An 18,521-nucleotide genomic window follows, 5' to 3' on the forward strand; every position below is an offset into this window, starting at 1 on the left:
CCCCGGTTACAGTCCCTCGGGATCTCGCCTGTTGCGCCGGGTGTTGCGCGTGCTACAACGCGCCACAGCCGCTGCAACGCTAGTTCGGTGCTTCCAGGCGCAGGCGCTTCATCCGGCGATGCACCGTTGTGCGGTCGACCCCAAGGCGGCGCGCGGCCTCGGAGATGTTCCAGCCTGCCGCCACAAGCGCGCTCAATAGCGCCTCTCGCTCTTCACCGGGCGAGGGCGGCCGTAGCGCGACAAGCTTCGCGTGCGGGACCGATGGCGCCACATGGGGCATCGCGAAGTCGGGCAGGTCGGCGGGCTGGATCGTGCCATCGTCGCAAAGCGCCACGGCCAGATCGATGGCATTGACGAGCTCGCGGATGTTGCCGGGCCAGCCGTGGCGGATCAGTACCAGCCGCGCCGCCGGCGACAGTTTCGCCGGCCGACCGGCAAGGCGTGCGCGCTCGCTCACCAGCCGGTCCAGCAGCCATTCGAAATCGGTGCGCTCGCGCAGCGCCGGCAAGGCCAGCGAGGCGGCGTTCAGCCGGTAGAACAGATCCTCGCGGAAACGGCCCTCGGCGACAAGCTTGCGCAGGTCATAGTGCGAAGCCGAGATGACCTTGATGTCCACGGATCGCGGCTCGGTGCCGCCGACCGGGACCAATTCGCGCTCGGCGATCACCCTCAACAGCCGCGACTGCAGCGCATAGGGCATGTCGCCGATCTCGTCGAGGAACAGGGTGCCGCCGTCGGCGCTCTCGATCAGCCCTTTGCGCCCCCTGGACGCGGCCCCGGTGAAGGCGCCCGCCATGTGCCCGAACAATTCGCTCTCGATCAGATGCTCCGGAATGGCCGCGCAGTTGATGGCAACGAACGGGCCAATGCGCCCGGAGCTGTCATGGATCGCGCGGGCGAGAACCTCCTTGCCGGAGCCGGTCTCGCCATGGATCAGGATCGGAATTGGCGTGCGCGCCAGCTTGGCGGCCCTGACCTGCATTGCCGCCATTGCCGGATCGCCGCCCGAAAGCTCGGCAATCGGCTTCGGCAGCACTTCAGTGGGAGCGCGGCGCATGCTCTGCGGCTGCGGCTCGATGGCGTGCGCGAAGAGGGCGCTGCCGTTGCGGCCGAACACCAGCCGCTCCTCGGTCGGACGCCCCCGCGTCAGGTTCGGCAGTTCGTCGATGCCCATGTCGAGATAGTGCGAGATCGGCTGGCCGATCGGGGAAGGCGAGTGCCTCCAGTCGACACCGCCGGCCTGCGCCAGAAGCAGCGCTGCGCCGCGTGTCGTGCCGAGGATGCGGCCCGAGGCATCGAGCGCGATCGCCGCCTCCGGATCGACGTCGAGGAATTCAGGCGAACGCGAGAAGCGCAACACCCATTCGGAGTGCATCTGCGCCATCAGATTGGCGAGCTCGATGCGGCGCGCGGAGGCAGTCACCAGATGCAGCGCGAGGTTCTGACTGCCCTTCGGCTGCGGCGAACGCAGCAGCGAAATGTCGAGCACGGCGGTCAGTTCGCCCTTGGTGTCGAAGATCGGCGCGGCGGTGCAGGAAAGCGGCGTATGGGTGGTGTCGAAATGGTCGGTCTGATGAATGGTCATTGCCTCGCCGGTGACGATGCAGGAGCCGACGCCGCAGGTTCCGGTGCGGCTCTCCGACCATTCCGAGCCGAGATAGAGCCCGGCCTTGCGCAACTGGTCCATGAACAGCGGATCGCCGAGAAAATCGACGGTGACCCCTTTGGCGTCGGCCAGCAGCAAGACGTAGTTCTGGCCAGCCACCTGCTTGAACAGCGTCTCTAGGCCGCTGCGGGCAATCGCGATCAGCCGCTCGGATTGCTCGCGGTGCTCGCGCAACTGGGTGTCGGGAACAATATAGGCTTCGGTTGGCCGGGCAGGATCGAGGCGGTGCGTGTCGACGCAACGCAGCCAGGACTGCACGACGATGTCGTCGCGGGCCGATCGCGCACCAGACAGGACCTGCTCGATCTCGCGGATATGCTCCCGTTCGCCAGCCATGCGTCCTCCTCGCAGCCAACGTCCTTTGCGACCGCATAGTGGTGTCTCGGCGGCACCCGCTCAACTGTACTATGGTAGCGCGCGACGGCGCCGATTTCACAGGCGGGTGAATTCGCGCGGCACCCCATTGACGAGTCCGCGCTTTGGCCCTTATTGTCCGCGGCCATGAAAACAGCACTCATTCTCGTAGGTTGGCGCGTGGGCAAGGCGGTGTAACCGCCGGGCGAAAACCTCCCATGCGCATCCCACAGGCTCCCTCGGGGGCCTTTTTTATTGCCCAAAATCCAACTAAACGACCAGCAAATCGCCAGACGGCGAACAGTACGGGACCAGACCGATGAGCAGTGGACAGAACGAACGGCGTGAAATGACTGGCGCCGAAATGGTGGTGCAGGCGCTGAAGGACAATGGCGTCAAGCACGTCTTCGGCTATCCGGGCGGTGCGGTCCTTCCGATCTATGACGAGATATTCCAGCAGGACGAGGTCGAGCACATTCTGGTCAGACACGAGCAGGGCGCCGGCCACGCGGCCGAAGGCTATGCGCGTTCGACCGGCAAGGCCGGTGTGCTCCTGGTGACGTCCGGCCCCGGCGCCACCAATGCGGTGACGCCGCTGCAGGACGCGCTGATGGATTCCATTCCGCTGGTGTGTCTCACCGGCCAGGTGCCGACCTCGCTGATCGGCTCCGACGCCTTCCAGGAATGCGATACGGTCGGCATCACGCGGCCCTGCACCAAGCACAACTGGCTGGTGAAGGACGTCAATGAGCTTGCCGCCACCATCCACGAGGCCTTCCATGTGGCGACCACCGGGCGCCCCGGCCCGGTCGTGGTCGACATTCCGAAGGACGTGCAGTTCGCCAAGGGCATCTACGTGCCGCCGCAGACGGCGCCGCGCACCAGCTACCAGCCGAAGGTCCAGGGCGATCTGGAGAAGGTCAAAGCTGCCGTCGAGCTGATGGCCGGCGCCAAGAAGCCGATCATCTATTCGGGCGGCGGCGTCATCAATTCCGGTCCGGAAGCCAGCCACCTGCTGCGCGAGCTGGTCGATCTCACCGGCTTCCCGATCACCACGACGCTGATGGGGCTCGGCGCCTATCCGGCCTCGGGCAAGAACTGGGTCGGCATGCTCGGCATGCACGGCACCTACGAAGCCAATATGGCGATGCATGATTGCGATGTGATGATCTGCATCGGCGCGCGCTTCGACGACCGCATCACGGGCCGGCTCACTGCGTTTTCGCCGAACTCGAAGAAGATCCACATCGACATCGATCCGTCCTCGATCAACAAGAACGTCCATGCCGACGTGCCGATCCTGGGCGATGTCGGCCGGGTGCTGGAGGATCTGGTGCGGCTGTGGCGGGCGACCGCCAAGGCCGACAAGAAGGCGCTCTATCCGTGGTGGGAGCAGATCGCGAAATGGCGCGCGCGGGACTCGCTCGCCTACAAGATGAACAACGACGTGATCATGCCGCAATACGCCATCCAGCGGCTTTATGCGTTGACCAAGGACATGGACACCTACATCACCACCGAGGTCGGCCAGCATCAGATGTGGGCGGCGCAGCACTATCATTTCGACAAGCCCAACCGCTGGATGACGTCGGGCGGGCTGGGCACGATGGGCTACGGCCTGCCGGCGGCGCTCGGCGTGCAGATCGCGCATCCGGACGCGCTGGTCATCGACATCGCCGGCGACGCTTCGGTGCAGATGACGATGCAGGAGATGAGCTCGGCGGTGCAGTACGAGGCACCGATCAAGATCTTCATCCTCAACAACCAGTATATGGGCATGGTGCGCCAGTGGCAGCAGCTGCTGCACGGCAACCGGCTGTCGCATTCCTACACCGAGGCGATGCCGGATTTCGTCAAGCTGGCGGAAGCCTATGGCGGCCACGGCATCCGCTGCGACAAGCCGGACGAGTTGGACGACGCGATCCGCGAAATGATCTCGGTGAAGAAGCCGGTGCTGTTCGACTGCCGCGTGGCGACTTTAGCCAACTGCTTCCCGATGATCCCTTCCGGCAAGGCGCACAACGAGATGCTCCTGCCCGACGAGGCGACGGACGAAGCGGTGGCTAACGCCATCGACGCCAAGGGCAGGGAACTGGTGTAGCCGAGGGCTCTGAATGTTTACGCAATTCCGGACGGAAAACCGCTATGCGCTTTTCCTGGAATTGCTGGAGCCTGCGGCGGGAAGCCGTGTGGAAACAGAGAATTAGCGCAAAAGTTTGAAATCGAGAGTCATGTCATGAACGCACAGCTCCAGCCGACCGGCTCCGCCTATTTCATCGCCAAGGAAACTGAGAAGCCGGAAACGCACACGCTTTCCGTGCTGGTCGACAACGAACCAGGCGTGCTTGCCCGCGTCATCGGCCTTTTCTCGGGACGCGGCTACAACATCGAAAGCCTTACCGTCTCCGAGACGGAGCACGAGAAGCATTTGTCGCGCATCACCATCGTGACGCGCGGCACGCCGCATGTGCTTGAGCAGATCAAGCACCAGCTTGAGCGTATCGTGCCGGTGCACCGCGTCGTCGACCTTACCGTGCGCTCGCATGAACTTGGCCAGGAGCGGCCGCTGGAGCGGGAACTCGCGCTGGTCAAGGTCGCCGGCACCGGCGACGCGCGTGTCGAGGCGCTGAGGCTGGCGGATGCCTTCCGGGCCAGCGTCATCGACGCCAATACCGAGCATTTCATCTTCGAGATCACCGGCAAGGGTTCCAAACTCGATCAGTTCATCGCCATCATGAAGCCGCTCGGCCTCGTCGAAATCTGCCGCACCGGCGTGGCGGCGATGAACCGTGGCCCGCAGGGCATGTGAGCGCGCGGCAACCGCCACTCGCACTGCTACAGTTCCCCTCTCTGGTCCTGCAGTCGCCCGTCCGTGGCTTTCGCGCGCCTGCAAAAAAAGGACAATAAGGCTGACATATCTAGGGAGGATACGATGTCTCTCAACGCGTTCCTTGCTCTCTTGGTTTATGCCTTCGTGACCTCGATCACGCCGGGGCCCAACAACCTCATGCTGCTGACGTCCGGGGTCAATTTCGGCATCGTCAGGACCGTTCCGCACATGCTGGGCATCAGCATTGGCTTCCTGGTGCTGCTGCTGGCCGTCGGCTTCGGGCTCGGCGCGGTGCTGACGGCGGTTCCCGCGCTGCACACGGCGTTGAAAATCGCTGGCGCCGCCTACCTGCTCTACCTCGCCTGGAAGATCGCCGTGTCACGCTCGGTGAGCGACAAGAGCGGTGCGGAGGCGCGGCCGATGCGCTTCATCGACGCCGCGGCGTTCCAATGGGTCAATCCCAAGGCGTGGGTGATGGCGATAACCGCCATGGCCGTCTACACCAACCCCGACCATCCGTTCGTCTCGGTGGCGCTGATCTCGATCGCCTTCACCATCGTCAACCTGCCAAGCGTCTCCGTCTGGGCCGGGTTCGGCACCGCGCTGCGCGGCTTCCTGTCGGATCCCGTGCGCCTGAAATGGTTCAACATCGCCATGGGTCTGCTGTTGGCGGCGACGCTTTGGCCAATGCTGCGCTGAGGTCATTTTCAGCCTGATGCGAGGGCCGCCACGGCACGTTAGCCGGGTGCACAGCGATTGTGCAGTGCACATTAAATCTTCGTAATACCGCGTTTTGGCCCTTTTCCGCCAAAGCCTTGTCCTATCTATTCGGCGAAAATCGCGGCAAGGCGCCGTGAATAGAGCTAGAATAGACCACCGGGTTCGGCGTGTCGGGTGATAAGGCTTGTTGTCGATGCGCGGAAAAATCGCCTTTGCAGTCATCGCGGCGGCCTGCCTCGCGGGCGCCGGCCTCTACCTTTCGCCAACCGCGATGGGCAAGGTCCAGCAGCTCATCTCAGGCCAGCAAGCAGCGACGGGCAGCGCGGACAAAACGGCGAAGGCATCGGACAACCCGAAGAGTGGCAGCGGTCGCGCGCGTTCGGCCTCGATCGTTGCCGCGACAGCAACCACCGCTGACTTCCCGATCCGCCGCTATGCCATCGGCTTCGTTTCCTCGCCGGCGGTGGTCAGCATCAATGCCCGGGTGTCCAGCCAGATCGTGTCGATCGCGGTCAAGGACGGGCAAATGGTCAAAGCGGGCGATCTTCTGCTCTCGCTGGATGACCGCTCGCTGAAGGCGCAGCTCGCCAAGGACCAGGCGACGCTGGCCAAGGACCAGGCGATGCTGGTCAGCGCCCAGGCCGATCTGCAGCGCGCCAAGGATCTCGTCGCCAAGCAGGCGGGCACGCAGCAGACCTACGATCAGGCGCTGGCGGCACAAAAGGCGGCGGCCGCCACCATCGATGCCGACGAGGCGACGATAGACGCCGATACGGTCCAGTTGAGCTACGCGACCATCACCGCGCCCATCTCGGGCAGGCTCGGAGCGGTCAACGTCTCCGTCGGCGATCTCGTCACCACCAGCAACGGCAACTCAAGCAGCACGACGCCACTTGTCACCATCACGCAAATGGACCCGCTGCAGGTGAATTTCACTCTGCCGGAAAGCAACCTTGCCTTGCTGCACAAGGAGCTCGCGAATCCGCAGCAAGGGGACGTGACGCTGACCAAGGACGGCGATCCGACGCCGATCGGCAAGGGCACGCTCGACTTCGTCGATTCCAGCGTCGATACCGCCTCGGGCACCATCGCCACGCGCGCGAGCATACCGAACTCCGATCTTTCGCTTTGGCCGGGCCAGTATGTGAACGTCGTGCTCGACGCCGGCACGATGCCGCAGATGACCTCGGTTCCGACGGTTGCGGTGCAGCCCAGCCAGAAGGGCTCCTTCGTCTATGTGGTCAAGCCCGACAACACGGTGGAGATGCGGCCGGTGCAGGTGGCGCTGACGGAAGGCGAAAACAGCGCTATCAGCCAGGGGCTGAAGAGCGGTGAGAAGGTCGTCGTCGAAGGCCAGACCAGGCTGAAGGACGGCGCCGCCGTCCACGAAGGCAAGACCGCCGGCAGCGGCACCGATCAGGCCGCTCCCAAGGTCGCGGAAGCCGACAAGGCCGGCGGGGCGCGACCATGATCTCCGAATTCTGCATACGCAGGCCCGTCGCCACGCTGCTGATGTCGTTGGCCCTCGTGCTGGGCGGAATTTTTGCCTACAAGTTCCTGCCGGTCGCGGCGCTGCCAAGCGCCGAGTTTCCGGTGGTCAATGTTTCCGCTTCGCTGCCCGGCGCTTCGCCGGAGACGATGGCGACCTCGGTGGCCACGCCGCTGATCAAGCAGTTTTCGACCATCGCCGGCATCGATTCGATCTCGACCACCAACTCGCTCGGCCAGACCTCGATCGCCATCCAGTTCGTGCTCAACCGGGACATCGACGCGGCGGCCGCGGACGTGCAGGCGGCGATCGCGCGCACGCAAAAATCGCTGCCGCCGGAGATGACCGCGCCGCCGAGCTATCGAAAGGTCAATCCGGCTGACGCGCCGATCCTTTTGATGTCGCTGGTCAGCGACACGGTTCCGCTCACGGACCTCGATGCCTTCGCCGAGAACGTCATCTCGCCGTCGCTGTCGACCATCGACGGCGTGGCGCAGGTCTCGATCTTCGGCCAGCAGAAATATGCGGTGCGCATTCAGATCGATCCGACAGCGCTCGCCGCGCGCGGCATCTCGATCGATCAGCTGCAGGCGGCGATCGCGTCGGCCAACAGCAACACGCCGCTCGGCGTGCTGCAGAACGACAAACAGCAGCTCACCATCACCGCCAACACCCAGCTCGGCAACGCCGCCGGGTTCTCCAACCTGATCATCGCCACCAAGAACGGCCACCCGGTGCGGCTGGGCGAGGTGACCCGCGTCGTCGATTCGGTGCAGACCACCACGACCGCAAGTTGGTACGATGGTACCCGCGCGATCATCATGGCCGTGCAGCGCCAGCCCGACGCCAACACCGTCGACGTCGTCGACAAGGTCAAGGCGATGCTGCCGTCCTTCCAGGACCAGATGCCGGCGGCGGCCAGCATCAAGCTGCTCAACGACCGCTCGACTTCGATCCGCCAGGCTGTCGACGACGTGCAGTTCACGCTGCTCTTGACCATCGCCCTGGTGGTGATGGTGATCTTCGTGTTCCTGCGCAGGATAACGGCGACGATCATACCGGCGGTGGCGGTGCCGATCTCGCTGATCGCGACGCTTGGCGCGATGTTCCTGTTCGGCTTCTCGATCGACAACATCTCGCTGATGGGCCTCACGCTCGCGGTCGGCCTCGTCGTCGACGACGCCATCGTCATGCTCGAAAACATCTTCCGCCATATGGAGGAGGATGGGCTGTCGGCCTTCGACGCGTCGCTGAAGGGCGCGCGCGAGATCGGCTTCACCATCATCTCGATCTCGATCTCGCTTGTGGCGGTGTTCATTCCCGTGCTTCTGATGGGCGGCGTCATCGGCCGCATCTTCAACGAATTCGCGGTCGTGGTGACGGTCGCCATCCTGGCGTCGATGTTCGTGTCGCTGACGTTGACGCCGATGCTGTGCTCGCGGCTGCTGTCGGTCACGAAAGCCGATCGCGAGGCGCATAGCGAAGGCCACGGCCATGACTTGTTCACGCGCGGCTACAACTGGTTGCTCAGCTTCTGCCTGCGGCACACCTTCTTCGTATTCCTCGTCTTCATCGGAACGGCGGCGGCATCGGTCTGGCTGATCCAGGTCTCGCCGAAGGGCTTCTTCCCGCAGGAGGATATCGGCCAGATTTCGGTGACGACGATGGCCCGGCAGGACATCTCCTTCGACGCCATGGCGAAGCTGCAGGGCCAGGTGGCGAACGTCTTCGCGCATTCGCCTTATGTCGCGCATGTAGCCTGGTCGGCCGGTAGCGGCAACAACGCGCTGAACCAGGGCCAGCTCTACGTGCAGCTGAAGGACAAGGATCAGAGGCCCAGCATCGAGAAGGTGCTTTCAGACCTGCGGCGGCAGCTGGCCGCTGTCCCGGGCATCGAGGCCTATATGCAGCCGGTGCAGAACCTCAGGCTGGGCTCGCGCTCGTCCGCCAGCGCCTACCAGCTCGTGGTTCAGGGCCTCGATACGGGCCAGACCGATATCTGGGCACAGAAGCTCAATGATGCGATGGCGGCGGACCACACGACGTTCACCGACGTCACCAGCGATCTGCAGAACAACGCCCTGCAGGCGACGCTGGTGGTCGACCGCGACAAGGCGGCCCAGCTCGGCGTCGACACCGACACTCTGCGCTCGGCCCTCTACGGCGGTTTCGGCACCGACCAGGTTTCCACCATCTTCGGCTCCGCCGACAGCTATCAAGTCATCACCGAGCTCGATCCGAAGATGGCGTGGTCGCCCGAGCGCATGCTGGCTATCCAGGTGAGGACGGCGCGCGGCAGCCTGGTGCCGCTCGGCGCTTTCGCCCATGTCGATCGCACGGCAGGCGCGCTGACCGTCAACCAGCTCGGCCAGCTGCCGGCGGTGACGATCTCCTACAACCTGCCGCAGGGCGTGTCGCTCGGCGACACGGTGACCCGCATCGACCAGCTGAAAGAGCAAATCGGCATGCCGAAGGCGATCTCGACCAGCTTCGCCGGCACCGCCAAGACCTTCCAGGATTCGCTCGCCAACCAGGGCCTGCTGATCGGCGGCGCGATCCTGACGATCTACATCGTGCTCGGCATGCTCTATGAGAGCTTCATCCATCCGCTCACCATCCTTACCGGTCTGCCGTCGGCGGTGCTCGGCGCGGTGCTGGCTTTGCGCTTCGCCGGCATGGATATCTCGGTCATTGCTGTGATTGGCATCCTGATGCTGATCGGCATCGTCAAGAAGAACGGCATCATGATGGTCGATGTCGCGCTGGAGCTCAGACGACAAGGCATGTCGGCCAAGGATTCCATCCACAAGGCTTGCCTGATGCGTTTTCGGCCGATCATGATGACAACGCTGGCAGCGTTGATGGGCACGTTCCCGATCGCGCTCGGCACCGGCGCAAGCGCCGAACTGCGCCAGCCACTCGGCGTCGCCGTGGTCGGCGGCCTGCTTGCCTCGCAGGCGCTCACTTTGTTCGTCACACCGGTGATCTACGTTTACTTCGAAAACTTCTCCGGCTGGCTGCTCAGCTTCTCGTCGAAGAAGAGCCGGCCGGCACTGCATGCGGTCGAAAGCAGCGAGCAGCCTTCGCTGTTCGAGGAAGAGGCCGAACCGAAAAAGGTGGCCGCCGAATAGAGCATGATTTCCGAAAAGTTGCAGACTTTTCGGAGAAGATCATGCTCCAAAACAACACTCTTCAAGCGAGATGGCGATCGAGGAAGAGCCGTCTCGCTTGAAGCGGCCGCCTCTGGCCCAAGGTGTGGTGCTTGCGGGGAACAGCACGCGATCCTAGTCTCAAGGTCATGTCCCATGATCACGACCATGACAACGAGCTCGACCCGTTTGCGGCGCGCGTGCGCGCGCTTGAGACGATCCTGACCCAGAAAGGCCTGATCGACCCGGCGGCCATCGACGTCATCGTCGATACCTACGAGACGAAAATCGGCCCGCGCAATGGCGCCAGGGTGGTGGCCAAGGCCTGGAGCGATCCCGCTTATGCCGATTGGCTTAGGCGCGACGCGACGGCGGCGATCGGATCGCTCTCCTACACCGGCCGCCAGGGCGAGCACATGCAGGCCGTCTTCGACACAGAGGACACGCACAACCTCGTCGTCTGCACGCTCTGCTCCTGCTATCCGTGGTCCGTGCTCGGCCTGCCGCCGGTCTGGTATAAAGCGCCGCCCTACCGCTCGCGCGCGGTGATCGATCCGCGCGGGGTACTGGAGGAGTTCGGGCTGACGCTGCCCGCAGGCAGGAAGATCCGCGTCTGGGATTCGACGGCGGAGCTTCGCTATCTGGTGGTGCCGATGCGACCGAAGGGAACCGACGGCTGGAGCGAGGAGCAGCTTGCCGGGCTGGTCAGCCGCGACGCGATGATCGGCACGGCGCTGGCCAAGGAGCCGGCATGAACGGGGAAGCTCAATGAACGGGCCGCAGGATCTCGGCGGGCAGATGGGTTTCGGGCCGGTCGCGCCCGAGAAGGACGAGCCCTATTTCCATGCCGAATGGGAGAAGCGCGCGCTGGGCGTCACGCTCACCGCTGGCGCGATGGGCGCCTGGAATATCGACGAGAGCCGGCATGCGCGGGAATCGCTGCATCCAGCCGACTATTATGCGTCCAGCTATTATCAGATCTGGATCAAGGCGCTGGAAGTGCTGCTGAAGCGCCACGGCTTCATCACCGAGCGCGACCTTGTGGCCGGCAAGGCGGTCGATGCGGCCGCGACGCCGAAAAGAGTGCTGAAGGCGGCGGATGTGCCCGCGGTGCTCGCCAAGGGCGGACCGTGCGATCGTCCGGTCGCCACGCCGGCACGCTTCCGGGCGGGCGACCGCGTGCGGACGAAGAATTTCAATCCCACCGGCCATACGCGCCTGCCGCGCTATGCGCGCGGCAAGAGCGGCACCATCGAGGCCGTGCGCGACGGTTTCGTCTTCCCCGACAGTAACGCGCATGGCAGGGGCGAGAATCCGCAATGGGTCTATACGGTGGTTTTCGACGGAGCCGAGATCTGGGGCGAGGGCGCCGATCCGACGCTTGTTGTCTCGATCGATGCCTGGGAGAGCTATCTTGAGCCCGCATGAGGCCAAACTGCCAGACGGCTTCGATGATCCGGTGTTCGCCGAGCCATGGCAGGCGGAAGCCTTCGCCATGACGGTGGCGCTGCACGACAAGGGATTGTTTTCGTGGAGCGAATGGGCGGACGCGCTGTCCGCCGAGGTGAAGAAGCCGGACGCCGAGAGCGACGGCCACGACTATTACGAGCATTGGCTGGCGGCGCTGGAAAAATTGCTGTCGACAAAGGATGTTGCCGGCAAGGGCGAAGTCGACGCGCTCGCGGCCGCCTGGGAGCGCGCCGCACACGCCACACCGCATGGCAAGCCAATCCTGCTTGAGAACGATCCCGGCCCTGGCAGGTAGCGTAACGAAGACAGGCTTGTTCCCTTTACGTTCTTGTTTGCCCCTGATAGCGTGCCGAGCTGGTAACAAATGAGATCGTCACCGGCGACGCCGGTGATGGGACGCCAATCTTGTATTTCGCTCGCGAATCCGGTCTGTCGCGTTGATGGAATTCTCTCCCCAACAGGACGAGGCTTTGAAGGCGGTCGGCCGCTGGCTGAAGGACGGCCGGCCGCAGATCTTTCGCCTGTTCGGCTATGCCGGCACGGGCAAGACGACGCTGGCGCGCTATTTTGCCGAGCATGTCGACGGCCAGGTGCAGTTCGCCGCCTTCACCGGCAAGGCCGCCCAGGTGCTGCGCTCGAAGGGGGCCATCAACGCCCGCACGATCCATTCGCTGATCTACAGGCCGAAGGGCGAGGAATCGGTTTCGGACGAGGTGACCGGCAAGACGTCGATCTCGCCGACTTTCGCGCTCAACCGGCAAAGCCCGATCGCGCGCGCCAAGCTGGTCGTCATCGACGAATGCTCGATGGTCGACGAGCAGCTGGGCCGCGACCTGATGAGCTTCGGCACGCCGATCCTGGTGCTTGGCGATCCCGCCCAGCTGCCGCCGATCTCGGGCGGCGGCTTCTTCACCGAGCACGAGCCGGACGTGCTGCTCACCGAAATCCATCGCCAGGCGCAGGACAATCCGATCATCCGGCTGGCGCTCGACGTGCGCGAAGGCCGCGAGTTCATGCATGGCGACTACGGCACGGCGCAGGTGATCGGCAGGGAAGGGGTCACCCAGGACCTTGTGCTCAAGGCCGACCAGGTGCTGGTCGGCACAAACCGCACGCGCCGGCGCTATAACCAGCGGCTGCGTGAGTTGAAGGGTTTTTCCGCCGATTTTCCGCAGGCCGGCGACAAGCTGGTCTGTCTGCGCAACGACCCGGCCAAGGGGCTGCTCAACGGCTCGCTGTGGAAGGTGATGACCTCGTCGCGCGAGACGGTGAAGCCCGGCATCAACCTGCTGGTCTCGCCGGAAGAGGACGATCCCGACCGCAGCGTCGCCAAGATCAAGCTGCTCAAGGCGGCGTTCGAGGATCCGGACGCCGAGATTCCGTGGCAGCAGAAGAAGCGCTTCGACGACTTCGACTATGGTTACGCGCTGACGGTCCACAAAGCACAAGGCTCGCAATGGAACGAAGTCGTGCTGTTCGACGAGAGCTGGGCGTTCAAGGAGACGCGGCAGCGCTGGCTCTACACGGCAATCACCCGCGCCGCCGAGCGGTTGACGATCGTGCGCTAGTTTCGTTTGCCGGCCTGGCGCCGAGCCACTGCCAGGCAGCGGCTTCGTTGTCACTGTCGAAATGCCTGAACTCGAACGGCAAAGCCTTCGGAAAGAACCCCCCGACAAGGGACGCCCAGCGCGGTTCCCCGATAGCCGCGCAACGGACGACATGCTCCAGCGCGTCGGCCACTCCTTGTCGGATCGTACCTTCCGAAATGTTGGCCCAATCGACGCTCTCCTCGTCGGTCAGTCTCACCAGCACGTCGATCCTCGGGTGCAGGGCATAGGCTGCTTCGAGCAGGCCGAAAAGGTTTTCCGCGTCCGCCGGCGAAACATCGCCGACGACGTCGATGGCAAAAAGCGCGTCACGGTTTGTATCGAGGCGGCGTATCGCCGGCACGGCTTCGAGGAAATTCACTGGCAAATCCTTGCGCTAGGGCAATTCCAGGAAAAGTGCAAAACGGTTTTCCGTCAGGAATTGCGTTAAAACAGAGAGCCTTAACCACCATCTCGTCCCCTGGAACACCGGAAACCCTCTATCTGTTCCCTGCAAAGGCGCTATAGATGCCCGCCGAACCGCTCTGAGTATTTTGTTCTTACGCAATTCCGGACGGAAACCCGCTACGCACTTTTCCTGGAATTGCTCCAACTGGACGCCGGATCATGCCTGCAAAGCTTTCGGTCAACCTCAACGCTGTCGCCATGCTGCGCAATCGCCGCGACCTGCCGTGGCCGAGCGTTACGGGGCTCGGGCGCATCGCGCTTGCCGCCGGCGCGCATGGGCTGACGGTCCATCCGCGTCCCGACGAGCGGCATACGAGACATTCCGACCTGCCGGAGATCAGGGCGCTGATCGACGATGAGTTCCCAAAGGCTGAATTCAACATCGAAGGCTATCCGACCGAGGATTTCCTGGCACTTGTCGAGAAGAACCAGCCGGAGCAGGTGACGCTGGTGCCCGACGACCCGGCGCAGGCAACATCGGATCACGGCTGGAACTTCGCCGCACAGGCGGCGTTCCTGACGCCGATCGTCAAGCGGCTGAAGAAGGGCGGTTTTCGGGTGTCGCTGTTTTCCGACGCCGATCCGGTCGGCGTGACTGCCGCGCGCGATACCGGCGCCGACCGGATCGAACTCTATACCGGGCCCTATGGCGGTTACCATTCCGATTCCACCAAGGCGGCCAAGGAATTGGAAAGACTGGGAAAAACCGCGGATGCGGCACTCGCGGCGGGGCTCCAGGTCAATGCCGGCCACGATCTGACCGTGGCCAACCTGCCGGCATTGGCCAAACGCATCCCGGCACTGGCCGAAGTATCGATCGGACACGGGTTGACAGCCGATGCGCTGGAGTATGGCATGGCCGGCACGGTTGGGCGGTTCTTGAAGGCTTGCGGATGGTAGCTTCAGGAGCTGCGCGTGACGGGCATGGGAGCCATCACGTTGGGGCACTTGATATTGCATCGCAGCAAGCGTAGAGCACCGCGCGTTTATCGGAGTGTCGTTTATGGCCCTTACCAACAGTGGTAGTGAGGCAGAATCCGTCGACCAATCGAGCCATTCTGAAGTCGAGCAGCACAGCACCAAGATGCTGATGCTTGGCGCGCTCGGTGTGGTCTATGGCGATATCGGGACCAGCCCGATCTATGCGTTGCGCGAGGCATTGCACGCTTCGTCCGGTGGCGAAGTGGCCACTCGTGGCGATATCCTCGGCGTGCTGTCGCTGATCATCTGGTCGCTGACCATTACCGTCACGATAAAATACATCATGTTCGTGCTTCGTGCCGACAACCGCGGCGAGGGCGGTGTGCTGTCGCTGATGGCGCTGGCGCGCGGCAGCTTCCCGGCGCGCTCGGCGATCATCCTCGGCATCGGCATCGTTGGCGCGTCGCTGTTCTTCGGCGATGCCGTGATCACGCCGGCGATCTCGGTGCTGTCGGCGGTCGAAGGCATGAACGTCGTCACACCCACCTTCCAGCCCTATGTGGTGCCGCTGACACTGGTCATTCTGGCGATACTGTTTGCGGTGCAGCGCTTCGGCACAGGCGGCGTCGGATTGGTGTTCGGCCCGGTAACCGCCGCGTGGTTCCTGGCCATCGGCCTATCCGGTCTCAACCACATCATCGACGATCCGGAAATCCTTTGGGCAATCAGCCCACATCATATCGTCGCCTTCCTGATCAATTCGCCCGATGTCTCCTTCGTGACCATAGGCGCCGTCTTCCTGGCCGTCACCGGGGCCGAAGCGCTCTATGCCGACCTCGGCCATTTCGGCCGCAAGCCAATCGTCATGGCGTGGCTGGCGATCGTGTTCCCCTGCTTGCTGCTGAACTACGCCGGGCAGGGTGCCTTCATACTGGCAAACAAAGGTGTAGTCGGACATCCGTTCTTCGAGATGAATCAGGGCTGGGCGCTGATCCCGATGGTGGTGCTGGCGACGGCTGCGACGGTCATCGCCAGCCAGGCGGTGATTTCCGGGGCCTTTTCGCTGACCAGACAGGCCGTACAGCTCAACATGCTGCCGCGCCTCGAGATCCTGCACACGTCGGAAAAGCAGTCCGGCCAGATCTTCATGCCGCGCGTCAATTTGCTGCTGGCACTGGTGGTGATGCTTCTGGTGGTCGGCTTCGGCGAATCCAGCAGGCTGGCCTCGGCCTACGGCATTTCCGTCACCGGCAACATGCTGGTGACGACCACGCTGCTGTTCGTCGTCATGACACGCATCTGGAAGTGGAACATCTGGCCGGCGGTCGCGCTGACGGCAGTGTTCGCGCTCATCGACATCGGCTTCTTCGCTTCCAACATCGTCAAGGTGTTCGAAGGCGGCTGGTCGTCGCTGGCGGTGGGCTTCGCCATCGTCATGGCCATGTGGACCTGGGTGCGCGGCAGCCGCTACCTGTTCGACAAGACCCGCCGCAACGAGATTCCGCTCGACTTCCTGGCGGCGAACCTTCTCAAGAAAAAACCGCAGCTTGTGTCCGGCACCGCGGTGTTCCTGACCAGCGACCCGCTGAGTGCGCCGACGGCGCTGATGCATAGTCTCAAGCACTACAAGGTGCTGCACGAACAGAACGTCATCCTTTCGGTGGTCACTGCGCCGCAACCGGTGGTGCCCGACAGCGAACGGGTGAAGATGGAGACGGTCAACGAACTGTTCATGCGGGTGACGTTGACCTTCGGCTACATGGAGCAGCCGAACATCCCGCGCGCGCTCGCGATCTGCCGCAAGCAGGGCTGGAAGTTCGACATCATGACGACGTCCTTCTTCCTGTCGCGGCGCTCGCTGAAGGCCTCGCCCAATTCCGGCATGCCCATCTGGCAGGACCGGCTGTTCATCGGGCTTGCGAAAACAGCGGCGGATGCGACAGAGTACTTCCAGATTCCCACCGGACGCGTCGTCGAGATCGGCACGCAGGTGGCCATTTGAGGGGCCGCAACGCTTAGAGCAATTCCAGGAAAAGCGTGTAACGGTTTCCCGTCAGGAATTGCGTGAAGACAAAGGGGCGGTTCGGCGTTTCGTGAAACGGTGAACCGCTGTAGAGGGGCAGAGGCGGGCATGGGCGGTGAGTTGGTGCTCGTTACCGGCGGCTCGGGCTTCCTCGGCGCTCACTGCGTCCTCGCGCGTCTGAAGGCAGGCTACCGCGTACGCACGACCGTCCGCTCGGCCAAGCGCGAAGCCGATGCGATCGCGCGAGGAAGCGCTTGCTGCGACCGGCGAAAGCCTGATCCGGCTCGGATTGCTCAAAAGTCAAAATAGCGCGCCCGGTAGAACGGCCGCCGGGCGCGCCGGTTTCAGCCGAGCAAAGCGGCTTTGTTCGCTTCGAGGAACTGCTTCAGCGTCTGCGGCTTGCGACCCGACAACGTCTCGATCGCGTCGGTCACCATGCCGATACGGCCGGAGCGCGTGTTGGCGTCGAAGGAGACGATGATGCGAGCAAAATCCTCGGGAAGGCCGGCCGCCTTGACGCCCTCGGTCAGAGCCTCATCAGGCAATCGGATAACCTCCAGCGGCTTGCCGGTGACTTCGGTTACCAAGGCGGCAATTTCGTTCGTGGTGTAAGCATGCGGGCCGGTCAGCGTGTAGATGCGGCTCTCCGTCGAGCCGGAAGCGAGGCTCGCGGCGATCGCGGCGGCCATGTCGTCGCGCGCGCCGTGCGCGATGCGCCCGTCGGCGGCCGACGTGTACCACTTGCCCGACGAAATGGCGTGTGGCAGCGCCATGAACAGGTTCTCCTGGTACCAGCCGTTGCGGAAGATGGTGTAGGGAATGCCACTCGCCTCGATCGCCTGCTCGGTGCCGTAGTGGTCGCCGGCAAACAGCACCGGCGAGACCGGCTCGGGATTGGGCATCGAGGTGTAGAGCAGGTGCGAGACACCGACTGCCTTGGCAGCGGCCACCGCGGCCTGATGCTGTTTGAGGCGCCGGTCGCTCTTGAGGTCGAGCTCTCCGGTCGAGACGATCAGCACCCGGTCGGCGCCTTTGAATGCGGTCTCGATCGATGCCGGATCGTCGAAATCGGCCGCTCTGACGGCGACGCCGCGAGCCGCGAGGTCGGCGAGGTTTCCGGGATTGCGCGTGGTGGCGATGATATTCGCCGGCGCGACTTTCTGCACATCGAGCAGATGGTTGATTACGGCGCGGCCGAGATGGCCGGAAGCGCCGGTGACGAGGAGGGTTTCGGTCATGGGAGGTTCCTGAAAATTGCGTCGAAGGGCGGGTATATTTGGTCTCAAAAAGAGACCAGCGCTAAAATAGGAATTGACCGGAAGCCGTAAAGAAGGCAGTTTTTCGGGAGGTAGGCACAGCCGGGGAACCACCGGGCGGTCGCCGCTTCGACCAATGGATGTCGCGATGGACAGCAAGATCTTCAATCTGAAATCGAAGCTCGAGGTCTACAAGGCCATGACCGGCGGCGGCAATTTCGCCGATTGCCCGGTTCGCGACGTGATCCAGGGCATCAGCGGCAAATGGAGCTCGCTGCTGGTCATGGCCTTGGCCGAGAAGCCTTACCGGTTCGGGGAGTTGCGCCGCCTTGTGCCCGATATCTCGCAGCGCATGCTGACGCAGACGCTCTACGACCTGCAGCGCGACGGCTATGTGCATCGCGAAGTCTTTCCGACCAAGCCGCCGAGCGTCGAGTACAGCCTCACCGATCTCGGCCGCTCGATGTTCGCGCCGTTGCAGATGCTTATCCAATGGGCCGAACTCAACCACGATGCCGTTCGTGAGGCGCGCGCCGCCTTCGATGCCGCGCAGGCCTGAGGCATTCGCCATCGGCGACAGCCTCAAAGC

The 18,521-nt window shown here is 63.6% G+C and carries 15 protein-coding genes and 1 pseudogene; 13 read left to right on the plus strand and 3 right to left on the minus strand.

What is annotated here, in order from left to right:
* Positions 1-79: 79 nt before the first annotated feature.
* On the minus strand, positions 80-2,002 hold the full coding sequence (locus DH10_RS13420) for a sigma-54-dependent Fis family transcriptional regulator (RefSeq protein WP_192245504.1): 1,923 nt from the start codon (positions 2,000-2,002) through the stop codon (positions 80-82).
* A 337-nt stretch (positions 2,003-2,339) separates the two neighbouring features.
* On the opposite strand from DH10_RS13420, the gene DH10_RS13425 reads away from it, so the two are divergent.
* From DH10_RS13425 to DH10_RS13465, 9 genes are all read left to right on the plus strand, one after another.
* Entirely contained in the window at positions 2,340-4,121 is a 1,782-nt protein-coding gene (locus DH10_RS13425; RefSeq protein WP_192384793.1) for an acetolactate synthase 3 large subunit, read from the plus strand.
* A 135-nt stretch (positions 4,122-4,256) separates the two neighbouring features.
* Positions 4,257-4,829, plus strand: a complete 573-nt coding sequence (gene ilvN, locus DH10_RS13430; protein ID WP_059185300.1) for an acetolactate synthase small subunit — start codon at positions 4,257-4,259, stop codon at positions 4,827-4,829.
* Positions 4,830-4,952: 123 nt separating this feature from the next.
* Positions 4,953-5,549, plus strand: a complete 597-nt coding sequence (locus DH10_RS13435) for a LysE family translocator (RefSeq protein WP_192245499.1) — start codon at positions 4,953-4,955, stop codon at positions 5,547-5,549.
* 214 nt (positions 5,550-5,763) lie between these two features.
* Positions 5,764-7,041, plus strand: a complete 1,278-nt coding sequence (locus DH10_RS13440) for an efflux RND transporter periplasmic adaptor subunit (protein ID WP_192245497.1) — start codon at positions 5,764-5,766, stop codon at positions 7,039-7,041.
* Positions 7,038-10,190, plus strand: coding sequence for an efflux RND transporter permease subunit (locus tag DH10_RS13445; RefSeq protein WP_192245495.1), 3,153 nt, complete (start codon positions 7,038-7,040; stop codon positions 10,188-10,190). The genes DH10_RS13440 and DH10_RS13445 overlap by 4 nt, the downstream gene beginning before the upstream one ends.
* Before the next feature lie 167 nt (positions 10,191-10,357).
* A complete protein-coding gene (gene nthA, locus DH10_RS13450) occupies positions 10,358-10,963 on the plus strand; it encodes a nitrile hydratase subunit alpha (RefSeq protein WP_192245493.1) in 606 nt (201 codons plus the stop codon).
* Positions 10,964-10,976: 13 nt separating this feature from the next.
* On the plus strand, positions 10,977-11,636 hold the full coding sequence (gene nthB, locus DH10_RS13455; protein ID WP_192245491.1) for a nitrile hydratase subunit beta: 660 nt from the start codon (positions 10,977-10,979) through the stop codon (positions 11,634-11,636).
* Complete coding sequence (locus tag DH10_RS13460) at positions 11,623-11,973, plus strand: nitrile hydratase accessory protein (RefSeq protein ID WP_376774829.1); 351 nt, start codon at positions 11,623-11,625, stop codon at positions 11,971-11,973. Before nthB ends, DH10_RS13460 begins: the two co-directional genes overlap by 14 nt.
* A gap of 145 nt (positions 11,974-12,118) precedes the next feature.
* Positions 12,119-13,246 (plus strand): ATP-dependent DNA helicase, encoded by a 1,128-nt coding sequence (locus DH10_RS13465; RefSeq protein WP_192245486.1) that lies wholly within the window; start codon positions 12,119-12,121, stop codon positions 13,244-13,246.
* Here the strand turns inward: DH10_RS13465 and DH10_RS13470 are convergent.
* Positions 13,209-13,646, minus strand: a complete 438-nt coding sequence (locus tag DH10_RS13470; protein WP_192245484.1) for a SpoIIAA family protein — start codon at positions 13,644-13,646, stop codon at positions 13,209-13,211. The genes DH10_RS13465 and DH10_RS13470 overlap by 38 nt on opposite strands.
* A gap of 245 nt (positions 13,647-13,891) precedes the next feature.
* On the opposite strand from DH10_RS13470, the gene DH10_RS13475 reads away from it, so the two are divergent.
* The 3 genes and pseudogenes from DH10_RS13475 to DH10_RS36910 form a co-directional block, all read left to right on the plus strand.
* Entirely contained in the window at positions 13,892-14,632 is a 741-nt protein-coding gene (locus DH10_RS13475) for a pyridoxine 5'-phosphate synthase (RefSeq protein ID WP_192245482.1), read from the plus strand.
* A gap of 103 nt (positions 14,633-14,735) precedes the next feature.
* Positions 14,736-16,655: a potassium transporter Kup gene (locus tag DH10_RS13480; RefSeq protein WP_192245480.1), complete on the plus strand. Its 1,920-nt coding sequence runs from the start codon at positions 14,736-14,738 to the stop codon at positions 16,653-16,655.
* Positions 16,656-16,784: 129 nt separating this feature from the next.
* Positions 16,785-16,919: pseudogene (locus DH10_RS36910) on the plus strand (NAD-dependent epimerase/dehydratase family protein); the annotation flags it as partial.
* Between the two features lie 101 nt (positions 16,920-17,020).
* Here DH10_RS36910 and DH10_RS13485 read toward each other — a convergent pair.
* Positions 17,021-17,914, minus strand: a complete 894-nt coding sequence (locus DH10_RS13485; protein WP_192245478.1) for an SDR family oxidoreductase — start codon at positions 17,912-17,914, stop codon at positions 17,021-17,023.
* A gap of 166 nt (positions 17,915-18,080) precedes the next feature.
* Between DH10_RS13485 and DH10_RS13490 the strand changes: the two genes are divergently transcribed.
* Positions 18,081-18,491: a winged helix-turn-helix transcriptional regulator gene (locus tag DH10_RS13490; protein WP_126088566.1), complete on the plus strand. Its 411-nt coding sequence runs from the start codon at positions 18,081-18,083 to the stop codon at positions 18,489-18,491.
* Positions 18,492-18,521: the final 30 nt, after the last annotated feature.

Source organism: Mesorhizobium silamurunense (genome assembly GCF_014843825.1).
GTDB lineage: Bacteria > Pseudomonadota > Alphaproteobacteria > Rhizobiales > Rhizobiaceae > Mesorhizobium > Mesorhizobium silamurunense.

Bases quoted from the DNA above. Each gene is read 5' to 3' on its own strand.
- DH10_RS13480 (WP_192245480.1), top strand. From the start codon at position 14,736: ATGGCCCTTACCAACAGTGGTAGTGAGGCAGAATCCGTCGACCAATCG.
- nthA (WP_192245493.1), top strand. From the start codon at position 10,358: ATGTCCCATGATCACGACCATGACAACGAGCTCGACCCGTTTGCGGCG.
- DH10_RS13435 (WP_192245499.1), top strand. From the start codon at position 4,953: ATGTCTCTCAACGCGTTCCTTGCTCTCTTGGTTTATGCCTTCGTGACC.
- DH10_RS13465 (WP_192245486.1), top strand. From the start codon at position 12,119: ATGGAATTCTCTCCCCAACAGGACGAGGCTTTGAAGGCGGTCGGCCGC.
- DH10_RS13420 (WP_192245504.1), bottom strand. From the start codon at position 2,002: ATGGCTGGCGAACGGGAGCATATCCGCGAGATCGAGCAGGTCCTGTCT.
- DH10_RS13440 (WP_192245497.1), top strand. From the start codon at position 5,764: ATGCGCGGAAAAATCGCCTTTGCAGTCATCGCGGCGGCCTGCCTCGCG.
- DH10_RS13475 (WP_192245482.1), top strand. From the start codon at position 13,892: ATGCCTGCAAAGCTTTCGGTCAACCTCAACGCTGTCGCCATGCTGCGC.
- nthB (WP_192245491.1), top strand. From the start codon at position 10,977: ATGAACGGGCCGCAGGATCTCGGCGGGCAGATGGGTTTCGGGCCGGTC.
- DH10_RS13490 (WP_126088566.1), top strand. From the start codon at position 18,081: ATGGACAGCAAGATCTTCAATCTGAAATCGAAGCTCGAGGTCTACAAG.
- DH10_RS13485 (WP_192245478.1), bottom strand. From the start codon at position 17,914: ATGACCGAAACCCTCCTCGTCACCGGCGCTTCCGGCCATCTCGGCCGC.
- DH10_RS13445 (WP_192245495.1), top strand. From the start codon at position 7,038: ATGATCTCCGAATTCTGCATACGCAGGCCCGTCGCCACGCTGCTGATG.
- ilvN (WP_059185300.1), top strand. From the start codon at position 4,257: ATGAACGCACAGCTCCAGCCGACCGGCTCCGCCTATTTCATCGCCAAG.
- DH10_RS13425 (WP_192384793.1), top strand. From the start codon at position 2,340: ATGAGCAGTGGACAGAACGAACGGCGTGAAATGACTGGCGCCGAAATG.